The sequence below is a fragment of the Shewanella colwelliana genome (assembly GCF_001735525.1).
Taxonomy (GTDB): domain Bacteria; phylum Pseudomonadota; class Gammaproteobacteria; order Enterobacterales; family Shewanellaceae; genus Shewanella; species Shewanella colwelliana.
Map to the genome: position 1 here is coordinate 85,151 of NZ_MCBT01000046.1, position 12,984 is coordinate 98,134.

15 protein-coding genes are annotated in these 12,984 nt (G+C 43.5%); 10 read left to right on the forward strand and 5 right to left on the reverse strand.

All coding sequences use genetic code 11. The annotated features are described in order from the left end of the window. Positions 1-4 precede the first annotated feature (4 nt). The 3 genes from BEL05_RS15845 (at position 5) to BEL05_RS15855 (ending at position 2,987) form a co-directional block, all read left to right on the forward strand. Complete coding sequence (locus BEL05_RS15845) at positions 5-1,255, forward strand: ammonium transporter (RefSeq protein WP_028762410.1); 1,251 nt, start codon at positions 5-7, stop codon at positions 1,253-1,255. Between the two features lie 105 nt (positions 1,256-1,360). Next, positions 1,361-1,684 (forward strand): hypothetical protein, encoded by a 324-nt coding sequence (locus tag BEL05_RS15850; RefSeq protein ID WP_069671770.1) that lies wholly within the window; start codon positions 1,361-1,363, stop codon positions 1,682-1,684. Between the two features lie 142 nt (positions 1,685-1,826). Then, a complete protein-coding gene (locus BEL05_RS15855; protein WP_069671771.1) occupies positions 1,827-2,987 on the forward strand; it encodes a tetratricopeptide repeat protein in 1,161 nt (386 codons plus the stop codon). Between the two features lie 5 nt (positions 2,988-2,992). Here BEL05_RS15855 and BEL05_RS15860 read toward each other — a convergent pair whose 3' ends face one another. Beyond that, positions 2,993-3,676 (reverse strand): transporter substrate-binding domain-containing protein, encoded by a 684-nt coding sequence (locus tag BEL05_RS15860; RefSeq protein ID WP_069671772.1) that lies wholly within the window; start codon positions 3,674-3,676, stop codon positions 2,993-2,995. Positions 3,677-4,226: 550 nt separating this feature from the next. Here BEL05_RS15860 and aroG point away from each other — a divergent pair. Further along, positions 4,227-5,285 (forward strand): 3-deoxy-7-phosphoheptulonate synthase AroG, encoded by a 1,059-nt coding sequence (gene aroG / locus BEL05_RS15865; RefSeq protein ID WP_069671773.1) that lies wholly within the window; start codon positions 4,227-4,229, stop codon positions 5,283-5,285. A 50-nt stretch (positions 5,286-5,335) separates the two neighbouring features. Here the strand turns inward: aroG and BEL05_RS21080 are convergent, their stop codons facing one another. After that, positions 5,336-5,512, reverse strand: coding sequence for a hypothetical protein (locus tag BEL05_RS21080; RefSeq protein ID WP_169731088.1), 177 nt, complete (start codon positions 5,510-5,512; stop codon positions 5,336-5,338). A 383-nt stretch (positions 5,513-5,895) separates the two neighbouring features. Between BEL05_RS21080 and BEL05_RS15870 the strand changes: the two genes are divergently transcribed. Both BEL05_RS15870 and BEL05_RS15875 read left to right on the forward strand, forming a co-directional pair. Continuing rightward, a complete protein-coding gene (locus BEL05_RS15870) occupies positions 5,896-7,674 on the forward strand; it encodes an ABCB family ABC transporter ATP-binding protein/permease (RefSeq protein ID WP_028762406.1) in 1,779 nt (592 codons plus the stop codon). Between the two features lie 147 nt (positions 7,675-7,821). Beyond that, positions 7,822-8,085, forward strand: coding sequence for a hypothetical protein (locus BEL05_RS15875; RefSeq protein ID WP_028762405.1), 264 nt, complete (start codon positions 7,822-7,824; stop codon positions 8,083-8,085). Here the strand turns inward: BEL05_RS15875 and BEL05_RS15880 are convergent. Both BEL05_RS15880 and BEL05_RS15885 read right to left on the reverse strand, forming a co-directional pair. Then, positions 8,082-8,291, reverse strand: coding sequence for a hypothetical protein (locus BEL05_RS15880; protein ID WP_028762404.1), 210 nt, complete (start codon positions 8,289-8,291; stop codon positions 8,082-8,084). The two genes, BEL05_RS15875 and BEL05_RS15880, sit on opposite strands and share 4 nt — an antisense overlap. A 108-nt stretch (positions 8,292-8,399) precedes the next feature. Continuing rightward, a complete protein-coding gene (locus BEL05_RS15885) occupies positions 8,400-8,930 on the reverse strand; it encodes a phosphoglycerate mutase family protein (protein WP_139151904.1) in 531 nt (176 codons plus the stop codon). A 157-nt stretch (positions 8,931-9,087) separates the two neighbouring features. On the opposite strand from BEL05_RS15885, the gene BEL05_RS15890 reads away from it, so the two are divergent. The 3 genes from BEL05_RS15890 to BEL05_RS15900 all read left to right on the forward strand — a co-directional run bounded on the left by BEL05_RS15890 (position 9,088) and on the right by BEL05_RS15900 (position 11,162). Beyond that, entirely contained in the window at positions 9,088-9,672 is a 585-nt protein-coding gene (locus tag BEL05_RS15890) for a DUF5610 domain-containing protein (protein ID WP_069671774.1), read from the forward strand. Between the two features lie 132 nt (positions 9,673-9,804). Continuing rightward, positions 9,805-10,545: a ferredoxin--NADP reductase gene (locus tag BEL05_RS15895; protein WP_069671775.1), complete on the forward strand. Its 741-nt coding sequence runs from the start codon at positions 9,805-9,807 to the stop codon at positions 10,543-10,545. A 17-nt stretch (positions 10,546-10,562) separates the two neighbouring features. After that, positions 10,563-11,162, forward strand: a complete 600-nt coding sequence (locus BEL05_RS15900) for a glutathione S-transferase N-terminal domain-containing protein (protein WP_069671776.1) — start codon at positions 10,563-10,565, stop codon at positions 11,160-11,162. 36 nt (positions 11,163-11,198) lie between these two features. Here BEL05_RS15900 and BEL05_RS15905 read toward each other — a convergent pair whose 3' ends face one another. After that, a complete protein-coding gene (locus BEL05_RS15905; RefSeq protein WP_069671777.1) occupies positions 11,199-11,684 on the reverse strand; it encodes a hypothetical protein in 486 nt (161 codons plus the stop codon). A gap of 178 nt (positions 11,685-11,862) precedes the next feature. On the opposite strand from BEL05_RS15905, the gene BEL05_RS15910 reads away from it, so the two are divergent. Further along, positions 11,863-12,870 (forward strand): Fe(3+) ABC transporter substrate-binding protein, encoded by a 1,008-nt coding sequence (locus BEL05_RS15910; protein ID WP_028762399.1) that lies wholly within the window; start codon positions 11,863-11,865, stop codon positions 12,868-12,870. Positions 12,871-12,984 lie beyond the last annotated feature (114 nt).

A 12,984-nucleotide genomic window follows, 5' to 3' on the forward strand; every position in this document is an offset into this window, starting at 1 on the left:
GATGATGGAAGAGTTAACAGCATTAGGTGCAACCGTTACCGAATTGAGATTTGCATTAGATACCTTTTACTTTTTGATTTCTGGCGCGCTAGTGATGTGGATGGCCGCAGGCTTTGCCATGTTAGAAGCGGGCTTAGTACGCTCTAAAAATACCACAGAAATTTTAACGAAAAACGTTTGTCTCTACTCAATTGCTTGTGTGATGTATTTGATTGTTGGCTACAACATTATGTATGTCGACAACGCTGAAGGAGGCTGGTTGCCATCGTTTGCTAGCTTGATTGGTTCGCAGGCCAGTGACGCTGACCATGCATTGGAATCAGACTTCTTTTTCCAAGTTGTCTTTGTGGCAACCGCAATGTCTATTGTGTCGGGCGCTGTTGCTGAACGTATGAAGTTATGGGCGTTCTTAGTGTTCTCGGTTGTGATGACTGGGGTGATCTATCCCGTGGAAGGTTACTGGACCTGGGGCGGCGGATTTTTATCTGAAGCGGGCTTTGTTGATTTTGCTGGCAGCGGAATCGTACATATGGCTGGCGCGGCGGCAGCGGTAGCTGGCGTGCTACTACTCGGTGCGCGTAAAGGTAAATATGGTGCAAATGGCCAAGTTAACCCTATCCCTGGTTCTAACCTGCCGATGGCGACATTAGGTATGTTTATTTTGTGGATGGGTTGGTTCGGTTTTAATGGAGGCTCGCAACTTCTCGTCTCTGATGCTGAAAATGCCTCAGCCGTAGCCAAAATATTTGTGAACACTAATTCAGCTGCGGCATTCGGTGCGATATCTGCGCTCATTGTATGTAAGATGGTATGGGGCAAGGCCGATTTAACCATGATCTTAAATGGTGCATTGGCAGGTTTAGTCGCCATTACCGCCGACCCGTTATCTCCATCACTACCTGTCGCTGGAATGATTGGTTTAGCTGCTGGTGGTTTAGTGGTGTTCTCGATTGTGATGTTTGACCGAGTAAAGATTGATGATCCTGTCGGTGCTATCTCAGTGCACGGTGTAGCTGGTCTATTTGGCTTAGTGCTGGTGCCACTTTCAAATGCCGATGCGACCATTGGTGGTCAGCTATTCGGTGCTGCGGTTATCTTCGCTTGGGTATTCTCGGCATCATTTGTGGTCTGGTACGTCCTTAAAGTGACGATGGGCATTCGAGTCACAGAAGAGGAAGAGTATAACGGTATGGATGCTTCTGACTGTGGTATTGATGCTTACCCAGAGTTTGTCTCGCTTAAAAGTGCAAGTTAATGAGCTTATATAGCAATAGATAGTACAGAGCCCTGGCCGGTAGGTATCAGGGCTTTGTTTTTTTGTGTCATAATCACTCAAGATTGTTGGGAAAGGGGAGCGGTTATGCGTACAAGTTTAATTGTCCTATTGTTATTACTGCTCTGCCTGCCGTTATCGTGGGCGGGGCAAGTTGTTGTGAGGAAATCAAGTGAACCTTTTGATGCGTTTGCGGTGCGAGATAAGGTATTGCAAGAACACGCATGGCAAGAGTCACTAAGGTTGCAACAACAGATACAGGTATTACAAGCGTTACCCATTGGCTGCGTGCTCATTCAACGGCCCTATCGTCATTATGGTTGTGGCGCAGCGTTCTATCGGCCTTATCACTACCAAGAAACGGGCAAAAAATCTTCAGAAGTCTTTATTCAAATTGATCCGCCTGAGTAATAAGGTTGGAGAGCGCTGGGAGGTGAATGAATCTTAGGTACCTTTAGCCGTTTAACTGTTAATATTTTGTAACGCTTTGCTCCTGCAAAAGTCAAAAGCCTACTTTATGATGGATCTTATGAACTTCGATTGAGGTGGCAAAATGATGACACGAACTTTCAGCACTCTTCTTGTTGTATTGGCGCTTGTTCAAGGCTGTGCGTCGACCTCTTCAAAGCCTAGCGTCGATAACGTCGAGCAATACTTTCTTGACCAACACTTTGTTCAGACAGAAGCTATCGCCCCTACGGCACTGTTTCACCTTCCTAGTTTGGCCACTCAACAGTTGCGTGTAGAATTTAGCAAAAGCCGTATGTCGCGCAATTACATGCTCGCCAATCAATGGTTAGCGGACTATATCAATGCTGATAATGGCGGCTTTTTGTATCAAGACAATATGACGCGAGTTGCCGCCGACACCTATGGTGACCGAGCGGGTAACTGTCTTTCATTAGTGTTATTGACTGCAGCAATGGCTGATGCGCTAGATGTTGATGTTGAGTTTCAAGAGATTGAGGTGCCCCCTATATGGGATAAACAGGGAGACTTTTACCTGGTTAATGGGCATATCAATTTACGCCTGATACCAAAAGAGACTAATGATACGTTTCATGTTTCTAAGCAAGCGATTCAGGTTGATTTTTTACCTGAACGATCAGTAAGAGGCTATGCAAAAAAGCAGATTGATAAGGCAACAGTTATGGCGATGTTCTACAACAATGTAGCGGCAGAGTCACTTGTTGTGGGCGATTTTGATAAGGCCTACAGCCATATCAAACAAAGTTTACAGTTGAAGGCCGACTTTGTTCCGGCATTGAATACCTTAGCCATTCTGTATCGTTATAAAGGCTTAGATGATGCGGCGGAAACGGTTTATAAACTAGCATTGGGTCAAGATGGAGAAGATATGAACGCGCTGTTTAACTACGCTGTGCTCTTATCTAGCCAAAACCGTTTAGAGGAGTGGGCTGAAGTTCACAAGACCCTTGAACTCGCTCGGATCCGTAATCCCTATTACTATTATGATATGGCGCAACAAGCGTATTTCGACAGGCAGTATGATGAGGCGCTAACTTGGTATAAACGTGCAGTGGAAAAGGCGAACTATCGGCATGAATTCTATTTTGGTTTGTCTCGTGCTTACTGGGCTACCGGTGATGAGGATAAAGCGAAGCGTAATTTAGAGAAAGCGCTGGCTTTATCTGGCGACGAACATAATAAACAACGCTATCAAGCTAAGTTACATGCAATGAAAACACATTGATGGGGCTAAGAGTTAAGTTTACTTGGTCGCATTATCGTGTCACTTTGCTTAAGGGCTGAAATCCCTTCATCGATTTGCATACGAAGCGTGTCATTAAAACAGGCTATTTTTCGCTGTGCTGGTGCAAAAAGAGAGTGTTCGCTGATCGCTTGTTCTGTGTCAATCTTATGAGCAAGCAGTTTCCGATAGTGTTCAAATATACGTCTTTCCATAACAATCGCTTCAACCCTACCAGTAAAGAGCATCAGTACTTGGCTACGTTGGCTGTTTGATTCGTTATATTGTCTGTTATTTCTGCTCATATCACGAAACTCTTGACCTAAATATTTGGTCGCATTCTGAAATCCATTTAAAGAGATTGCCTGCAGATCGGCAATGCTGTTAATGACAAATTGATTTTTACTTAGACTGAAAACGCTGTTCTGATATTCAATCAAACTTTGGGTGTAAAACAACCCTTCAATATTTGGGTGGGCGTTGATTAAGCAATCAACATTGTGCGTTTGTACCTGACGAGCGGCGCGTTTGTTGGGAGAGAAATACAGCTGTGAAATAGCCAAGTTTTGGGTGGCAAGAGCCGCTTTGAGTAAATCGTATTGTAGGCCGCTTTTCTTGTCAGCATAGAAATAGGGCGGAATACTATTGCTGACTGCAAAAGATACCCCTTTTACTGGCACGTGGTTTGCCATTACAGGAGTCCATGCTAATAGACAGCAAAACCATAGTGAAACTCTTGTCATTTAATTGATGCGCTCCCTATGTCCACTCATCTGAGTATATTCCTATTTTTGCTTAGTCATTGCGCTGCAGAGCTAGCGGTGCACCTATATTCTGTCGATGATATCGCAGTTTGTTATCGCTTGTTATTTTCGCCGTCATGGTGCTTTAACCGTTATCTGTTTCAATCTCTGCCAATAATCGAATTAAAAAAGTGAGGTAGACAGCAAAGGGTGAGCTTCTATAGATATTGTGTTTGTTAACTAGGTGGTTTAAAGAGTTATAAACTATTTTTGGATAAATGTTAACTGTTTATAGCTAGTTGCTGTTTGATGAGTTTTTAACTTGCTAGTTTTTTGTGATATCGAATTATTAAATTTATTTAAATACAATGATTTAAATTTATTTATTGGGTTTTTCTATTGTTTGGTTGCAACTGGAGCTAATACTGGATAAATTGAATGCAGTTATGCAGAAGAGAGATCTTATTTTTAACCGTTAGCCGGAGTGTAAATTTATACCATGTATTACCAAAACGATGATGTTCGTATTAATAAAATTAAAGAGTTATTACCTCCTATCGCTATTTTGGAGCGATTTCCGGCTACAGAAAATGCTTCCGCAACAGTATTCAATGCACGTAAAAATATTCATAATATTTTAAAGCACCGAGATGACCGTTTATTGGTTGTGGTTGGTCCTTGCTCTATTCATGATCCCGTTGCGGCGCTTGAGTATGGAAAGCGTTTAGTACCGTTGCGTGAGAAATATAAAGATCAGTTAGAAATAGTCATGAGGGTTTATTTTGAAAAGCCTAGAACAACGGTTGGTTGGAAAGGGTTAATCAATGATCCTTATATGGATAATAGCTTTAAACTGAATGATGGTTTACGGACAGCAAGAAAGCTGCTGTTAGACCTCAATGATGCTGGGGTGCCAACAGCTGGTGAATTTCTGGATATGATCACGCCGCAGTACGTTGCAGATTTGATGTGTTGGGGAGCCATTGGCGCTAGAACCACAGAATCTCAAGTTCACCGCGAGTTGGCCTCGGGTTTGTCTTGTCCTGTTGGATTCAAAAATGGCACTGATGGCACCATCAAAGTGGCTATCGATGCTATCGGCGCTGCTAGTGCCCCGCATCACTTTCTTTCTGTCACTAAATTTGGTCACTCAGCTATTGTATCGACCAATGGTAACCCTGATTGCCATATTATTTTGCGTGGTGGTAAAGAGCCGAATTACAGCGCAGTCCATGTTAAAGCGATCACAGAAGACTTAAACAAAGCGGGGCTAGATACCAATATCATGGTGGATTTTAGTCATGCTAATAGTTCTAAACAGTTTAAGCGTCAGATGGTGGTTGCAGAAGATGTTGCTGGTCAACTATCCGCGGGCGAAAAGGCTATTTTCGGCGTGATGGTTGAAAGTCATTTAGTTGAGGGGCGCCAAGATTATATCGAAGGTGAACCTCTTCGTTATGGGCAAAGTATCACTGATGCATGCATTGGTTGGGATGACACAGAGCAACTGCTTGAGACCTTAAGTCAAAGTATCATATCGAGAAGAGCCTTACGTTGATACTGACGTGATGCTATTGCGCATAAAAAGGAAGCCGCTGGCTTCCTTTTTTATTTTGAGAGTTGTTTAACTAGGTATTCATTGGCTTTGGCTAGGCTGCCAAAAGACGATATTAAATTACTCTGCCCTTTTTGTTGGATCTCAGGGGTATTCGATTCGGTCATCATCCATACCCAAGTTTGTATCAGTGGTAGCGGAGGGTACTGTACTTCAGATGATTGTTGCATATCGGTTTCCTTTATCAATATTGGGATTATTCCCGACGCTTAAGAGCTGTTGGTGGTGAACCAAAAGATGTAGCAAAGAGTATCAAAATCTCTCAAAAGAGATAACAATAATAACTCTCATTTGGACAGCAATCGGTAAATTATCTTGTTAGTCTAATCCCTTTGTATAGTTTTTAAAGTAAAAAGTAGGTCAAAAGTATTACTGCCTTGTCTGGCTTATATATAAGTGGGCAGTAGTTTATCCCTAATGGGGTATAATATTGGCCGCGCTTCTAGCTGCAGTTAGCTAATTTGTTAAATGATATGCATCAGTCGCTGGCAGCTAGGCTAAAGCCATAACTGTAATCTTTTTGTTACTGTATCAACTCGTTTATGGAGCAATCATGCGCCCCTCCCTCTATTTTGACGGCCCCATCGATAAACTAAATTGGCATGTTTTAAAGTTACTCTGGCCTTATTTACTGGAGTTTAAGGGAAGAGTGGCCTTAGCACTGATGTGCTTGGTCATCGCAAAACTTGCGAGTGTTGGTTTGCCTTTTGTCTTAAAGGCGTTAGTCGATACATTAAGCGGTGCATCGACTGAACAGATGATTAGCGTACCGATAGCGCTAGTGGTTGCCTATGGCAGCATGCGCCTGCTGAACACTGTTATTTCAGAAGTTAGAGATACTTTATTTGGACGCGTGACAGAGCGAGCTATCCGGCGTTTAGGCTTGTCGGTTTTTGAGCACTTGCATCGATTAGATTTGGCATTTCATTTAGAAAGAAGAACCGGCGGTTTGTCGCGGGACATAGAGCGTGGTACTAGCGGTGTCAGCTTTTTGATGCGTTTCATGGTGTTTAATATTGTGCCGACGTTGTTAGAAATAGGCCTCGTTGTGGGGATTTTATTTTATAACTATGGCTTGGCTTTCGCAGCGATTACGCTTGCTGCCGTTGTTGGTTATATTGCATTTTCTGTCATAGCAACGGAGTGGCGAACGGGTTTTGTGCGCGAAGCCGCCCAAGCCGACTCACAGTCAAATACGCGTGCAATTGATAGTTTGCTTAACTATGAAACCGTGAAATATTTTAATAATGAAAGCTATGAGTCACGGCAATATGATCACGCGCTGGAGCGCTGGGAAACGGCCAAGAGAAAAAATCGATTGTCGTTATTTGCGTTAAATGTCGGCCAAGCATTAATCATCTCTTTTGCTATGACCGCAATGTTAGCGTTGGCTGCAAAGCATGTCGCAGAAGGGGTGATGACCATTGGTGATTTTGTGTTGATTAATGCCTTCATGATGCAGTTATTTATGCCGCTCAACTTTTTAGGTTTTGTTTATCGAGAGATTAGAGGTGCGTTGGCAAATATTGAACGTATGTTTAGTTTGCTCGACCGACAACCGCTTATTAACGACCTTCCAACAGCGACGACGCCTTCCATTACAAAAGGTGCATTAAAATTTGAGGGCGTGAGTTTTAGTTACGGTGAGCGCCAGATTCTTAAAGCGATCGATTTTGAGTTAAAGCCGGGACAGAAGGTTGCCATCGTGGGCGACAGCGGTGCGGGTAAATCTACCATAGTTAAATTGCTGTTTCGTTTTTATGATACAAACCAAGGCAGCATTTTCATTGATGGGCACGATATTTCGGCGATGACCCAAGATGCATTGCGCAGTGCGATAGCGATTGTGCCACAAGATACCGTGCTATTTAACGATTCACTGCTTGAAAATATCCGCTACGCAAACCCAAATGCTAGCGATGAGGAGGTCAATGCAGCGATAGAAATGGCGCATCTGTCTGCATTTGTGAAACAGCTTGAGTTAGGCTGGCACACGAAAGTAGGGGAGCGAGGTTTAAAACTTTCTGGTGGTGAAAAGCAACGGGTAGCGATTGCGAGAGCCATTTTGAAGGGGTCGCCCCTACTCATATTTGATGAAGCGACCTCTTCGTTAGACAGCCATTCAGAAAAAGCGATTTTGACTGCGCTGAAAGAGATGACGCAAGGGCATACGAGTTTGGTTATCGCGCACAGGTTGTCGACGATAGTCGATGCTGATCAAATTTTAGTGCTCAGTAAGGGAAGTATTGTCGAACGAGGCACTCATGATGAACTGATTATCCAGCAGGGCTTGTATCAAAAACTGTGGACAGTTCAACATCAACAAAGTTAATCGATTTTTCATGGGTTAAGCTGGCTGTAGAGGCCAGCGATCACTTTGCTAAAGAAAGGCTTATTGTTATTTGCCTACTAATTAAGCCTTCGTTCAGGTTAGCTTTGCATAATAGGGCTAAAAGATAACCCTAGCGAGATTATGCTGATGAAAAACATTCCAATACGCGCAAGCATTGAAGGCCAAACAAGTATGGTTGATACCGATTGGTTGGCGATTATGGCGACATTGAAAAAACGTGGAATAGAGCAAGAAGAGTTGCAGCTCATCTATTCTCAGCTAATGGCGTATTTGCGAATTACGACGAGGGGATTAACCTTATCAAAGATCCCTCAATCTACGTCAATAGCGGGGATTACACGTGAACCTAAGGTATCTTCAAGAGACTATATTGGAATGGTTGGAGCTTAAGCTGTTTTCTTCGTGTTAACGGTTTTCCAGCCATCACACAAAAGGCTGAGTTTATTAGTGTCGGACTCATAAGGGGTTAGTCGAATGATTTCCCCTCCTTTGAAGCAGATAGTCTCTCCTTCAATAACGGTTAATCTATCGCAATTTTGGCAGCTTACAGATAATGGTTTACTCTTACCCGCTGAATCAAAAAAAGAGTTACTCACCAGATCCTCCAGTTCAGACGTAGCTTCACGTCTTTTGTCCATAATTTGCTAATGTAGTCAATTATGGCGCATAAATCTAGCCTTATCGAACTAAAATATATATAGCGGTTATTCATTGCCCGAACTTAGACCGTATTGGGTTATAACTATACTTAATGCCCCTTCATTAGGTAAGGTTAAAATGAATAACTTGTCATATTCATCTTCTGATAAATTGGCCAATGTAGGCCCTCCGAGTGCAGCTATGATAAGCGGAACTGTATTGGAGTGACCCGCAATAATCACGTTTCCTTTAGCTCCTGACACTAATTGTGAGATCTCTTGGATATGCTCATCGATATTTTTGCTAGCAGTGACACTGACATGGTTTAGGCTACGAGCGCTGATAAGAGGCGCTAATGTCTCTTGAGTGCGGCGAAATTGGGTGGTGATTGCTAACGATAGTGGAGTGCGTTCAAGCGTTGACATTAGTGCTATTGCGCGCTGTTGTCCTATTGCGGTTAGCCCAGGATCGGGGCGTTGGCTATCTTTCTCAGCATGCCTAACCAATATTACTGTTTTTGACTCATGCAGCTCAGCGGCGACAAGTGGCGCGGATTGTAGTAATAGAACTGCGATCAATAACTTAATTATATGCATAAGAATCATCTCTATGGATGGTGAATGTGGTTGCGACACGATTAGTTAGCCTATCATCCAATCTTTATTGATAAAACAAGATAAAAACTAAAGTTGATTAAATAATGGTCGATACTTAGAGATAAGCTATCGTCTTTTAAAATTAAGTGAGGCTGTAATGGAGATTAAGAACCACGGCGGCGCAGTGTCAGAAGTTGCGCGTAACAAGACTGAAACTTCTGGTAATCATGGCCAACAAGTCTCAGAGGTGGCAAAAAACAAAACCGCTCTGGCTGCCAGTAAACAGATGATGAACACGGCCATTATCGCGGCGCAGCAAGAGGTCAATTTAAGCTCAAGCAATGAACCTATGCGGCTACTTTATAAGGCTGCGATTGAAGCGATTAATGAAGAGCTGGCACCAACAATGGGCGAGCATGCAATTGAAACTGCTGTTGAACAGGGAGTAGACACCTCACCGGAAGCAACTGCTGAACGTATAGTTAGCTTTGCGACTCAGTTTTTTGCTATCCATCAAGAGCAAAATAGTGGACTCTCGTTTGATGAGCAGTTGAACTCTTTCATGGATAAAATTGGCGGGGCTATTGATCAAGGGTTTGATGAGGCCAAAGATATATTGTCGGGATTAAAAGTGCTAGAGGGAGATATTGCTGATGGTGTCGATCAAACTTACAGTCTAGTGCAGGAGGGGTTGCAAGCATTTAGGGACAGTTTTTCCGAGCCCGAGGCCCCAACCTCATAGTAATGGTAAACAGTAAGTACTTTCTTTATAAGCCCCTACTATTTAGGGGCTTTTTGTTATCTTGACTCGAGTAAATATAAGGTTAATGATGGTTTAAAGCCAAGATAGATAATATGACGATAAGGTGGATATATGTGGCAAGAGGCTAAGGTGATAGCGCGTATTGATTGGAATCATCAACTTTTCACTTTAAAATTGTCGGCTGACATAGCGCCTTTTATCGCTGGGCAGTTTATCAAGCTTTCTCAACATATTGATGGTAAGCGTATTGCTAGAGCTTACTCCTTGGTTAATGCGCCGTCTGATGACTATTTAGAGGTCTTGGCTGTAAGCGTCGAGGAGGGGCAGTTGTCTCCCAACTTACAGGCGTTGCAAGTTGGTGACAGTATCGATATCTCAACTAAAGCCAGTGGTTTTATGACCTTAGATGAGCTTCCGCAACAAGGTCGAGATCTGTGGCTGTTTGCGACAGGCACGGCAGTCGGCCCCTTTGTCTCGATGATGAGAACGGAACAGCCATGGCAACGCTTTGAGCACCTAGTGTTAGTGTATGGGGTGCGGCTTGCAGCAGATCTTGCGTACTACCAGGAGTTATTGGCTTTAAAAGCGCAATATGGCGATCAGTTGAAACTGGTGTTATCGGTGACCCGTGAACAATTTGATGGTGCGATGAATTGTCGGATCCCCACGGGCATGGCAGCGGGTGAGATTGAGGATAAGGCGGGTTTAACGATTTCTCCTGAATCATCTCAGGTAATGATTTGTGGCCATCCCGAGATGATAAAAACCCTTAGTGCGCAGTTAAATGAACGTGGCTTGGTAAAAAATTTACGCCGAGCACCTGGGCAGATCACGGTTGAAAAATATTGGTGAAAATAGGGAGTTAACCAATGCAATTACTTGTTTCAGATGCATCACCTTACGCGAGATGGGTGAGAGTGGTTGTGAGTTACTATGCTATTGCAGATATTCGTGAAATTGAGGTCAACCCGCTTGAAAATGGTGAGCAACTCATACAGGCCAATCCGCTTGGAAAGATCCCCTGTCTAATACTCAATGACGGTGAGGCATTGTTTGATAGCGAAGTGATTTTACGTTATCTCGATAATCAGTATTGCAAGGAGAAGTTATTTAATGCTGCTGAACTTCGTTGGCGACATATGACGCAGTTCTCTTTGATTAAAGGATTGTTAGATAGTGCGGTTGCCCTCAGACAAGAACAGATGCGAGAGGAGGAAGGCGTCCGCAGTCCATTTTGGACCTCTCGGTTTGAACAGGCACTTCTCCGGGGGCTGACTCAAATTGAATTATCGTCGATGACTTGCGGCAGTGAAGTGACCATTCAAAAGATGGGTCTGTGTTGCTTATTGCAGTACTTAGATTTCCGTCATCCTGACCTTGATTGGCGGCGTGTGGCACCGGCAACTGCGCGTTGGCTACTGGAGTTTGAAACGCTCGATGCGATTGAGCAAACCAAGCCGAATCGTTAAAGGGGATTTAGTATCCTAGAGCTGCTTATTATCACCTTACCTATGGAGTGATGATTGGCGATCGGTTTCTCTGCGGCCTTTTCGCCGTAATGCTCTGCGGTTTGTTTCACCGAAGGCCCCATAAAGCTCATGAGTCACGCCAAAATCTAAACGTCGTTCTTCATGTTGATTTCGCCTGTCCTCATGGTGAATATAGCGGCACTCACAATCTTGCCCACTACACCCTGCAAGCGGGAGTGTTGGCGCCTCATGGGATAGGTATCGTTTTCCTTTAAGTGCTTGAGCATTTTTACATAGGCCTGAGTCGTCGACGATTTCAACGCTATGGAATGGGTGAATACCCGACACAACAGTGTGTGCGGGCAGCGGTATATCTTCGCTGATTGAGGTGGTTTTAGCGTTATGCTGCTCATTACTTGCAGGTTTAAAGCTGCGTCTTACCTTGGGTTTTATAAACCTGTGCCTAAACAGAAACAGCAGTAGTAGTAGGGCCAGTATTAGAGCTAAAATTTCTGCCAACATATAAATTCCGTTTTGTTGTCGTTATTTTGAGTTTAGTGGCTTGATCTTGTTCGGTCAAAAAATGATAGATGGGTGGGATTTTCGAGCGAATCTGCTTGCTGTTGTGCAAAGGATTGATTACCCTACACGCAATTGATAACCATTATCATTCAAGTTTTGTTAAATACGGAGAGTTCGAATGAAGTTGAAAAAAGGTTTAGCTGCGTTGGGTTTAGCTTGCGTTGCTTCAATGGCTAATGCGGCTGAGACATTAACGGTTTACTCATATCGCCAGGCATTTCTAATTGAACCTATACTCGCCGATTTTACAAAAGAGACTGGTATCAAAGTTAATGTCGTGTTCTCTAAAAATGGCATTGCAGAACGTATGGCTCGAGAGGGGAGGCTATCCCCGGCAGATCTGGTTTTAACCTCTGATTTTTCGAGATTGATGGAGCTTGCAGATAAAGAACTTGTTGCCCCTGTTAACAGTGAGGTGTTGGTTGCTAATATCCCCACAGCGCTAAGATCTCCTGAGAATAATTGGTACGCACTAACAAAGCGGGTACGCAATATCTATTCATCTAAAGAGCGTCTTGGCCCTCTTGATATTGACTATGAAGATTTAGCCGACCCTCAATATAAGGGCAAGATCTGTACGCGCAGTGGTAAACACCCTTACAACATCTCCCTCGTGGCATCGATGATTGCCCATCATGGTGAAGCTGATGCCAAGGTTTGGCTTGAAGGGTTTAAGGCGAACCTTGCACGTAAACCTCAGGGCAATGATCGAGGTCAAGTTAAAGCGGTTAAAGAGGGCTTGTGCGATATCGCTATCGGTAATAGCTATTATCTAGGTAAAATGTTGCAAGATCCAAAGCAAGTGCCTTGGGCTGAAGCGGTTAATATTAACTTCCCCAATCAAGATAACCGTGGTTCGCATATCAATGTTTCCGGTATGGCATTGGCGAAGTTTGCACCACATAGGGAGAGCGCGATAAAGCTGATGGAGTATCTTTCGGGTGATGCAGCGCAGAAGTCCTATGCCGAGATCAATATGGAATACCCGGTAAAGGTTGACGTCGCGCCGTCTAAGTTAGTCGCGTCGTGGGGCAACTTTAAAGCTGATGAGTTACCTGTATTTAAATTAGCGCAATACCATCAAGCTGCGGTTAAGTTGTTAGATGAAGTTCAATTCGATTTGTAATGATATCATCGCTTAAAAAAGCCCTCTTCGGAGGGCTTTTTTGACTTATGAGGCTTAGGTCGCAATTATGTGACTTATAATCGTTCTTATTTAAGTTTTGATTTAGGTTTGTGG

Bases quoted from the DNA above. Each gene is read 5' to 3' on its own strand.
- BEL05_RS15900 (WP_069671776.1), top strand. From the start codon at position 10,563: ATGCAATTACTTGTTTCAGATGCATCACCTTACGCGAGATGGGTGAGA.
- BEL05_RS15875 (WP_028762405.1), top strand. From the start codon at position 7,822: ATGAAAAACATTCCAATACGCGCAAGCATTGAAGGCCAAACAAGTATG.
- BEL05_RS15870 (WP_028762406.1), top strand. From the start codon at position 5,896: ATGCGCCCCTCCCTCTATTTTGACGGCCCCATCGATAAACTAAATTGG.
- BEL05_RS21080 (WP_169731088.1), bottom strand. From the start codon at position 5,512: ATGCAACAATCATCTGAAGTACAGTACCCTCCGCTACCACTGATACAA.
- BEL05_RS15855 (WP_069671771.1), top strand. From the start codon at position 1,827: ATGATGACACGAACTTTCAGCACTCTTCTTGTTGTATTGGCGCTTGTT.
- BEL05_RS15850 (WP_069671770.1), top strand. From the start codon at position 1,361: ATGCGTACAAGTTTAATTGTCCTATTGTTATTACTGCTCTGCCTGCCG.
- BEL05_RS15890 (WP_069671774.1), top strand. From the start codon at position 9,088: ATGGAGATTAAGAACCACGGCGGCGCAGTGTCAGAAGTTGCGCGTAAC.
- BEL05_RS15845 (WP_028762410.1), top strand. From the start codon at position 5: ATGGAAGAGTTAACAGCATTAGGTGCAACCGTTACCGAATTGAGATTT.
- BEL05_RS15895 (WP_069671775.1), top strand. From the start codon at position 9,805: ATGTGGCAAGAGGCTAAGGTGATAGCGCGTATTGATTGGAATCATCAA.
- BEL05_RS15910 (WP_028762399.1), top strand. From the start codon at position 11,863: ATGAAGTTGAAAAAAGGTTTAGCTGCGTTGGGTTTAGCTTGCGTTGCT.
- BEL05_RS15885 (WP_139151904.1), bottom strand. From the start codon at position 8,930: ATGCATATAATTAAGTTATTGATCGCAGTTCTATTACTACAATCCGCG.
- BEL05_RS15905 (WP_069671777.1), bottom strand. From the start codon at position 11,684: ATGTTGGCAGAAATTTTAGCTCTAATACTGGCCCTACTACTACTGCTG.
- BEL05_RS15860 (WP_069671772.1), bottom strand. From the start codon at position 3,676: ATGGCAAACCACGTGCCAGTAAAAGGGGTATCTTTTGCAGTCAGCAAT.
- aroG (WP_069671773.1), top strand. From the start codon at position 4,227: ATGTATTACCAAAACGATGATGTTCGTATTAATAAAATTAAAGAGTTA.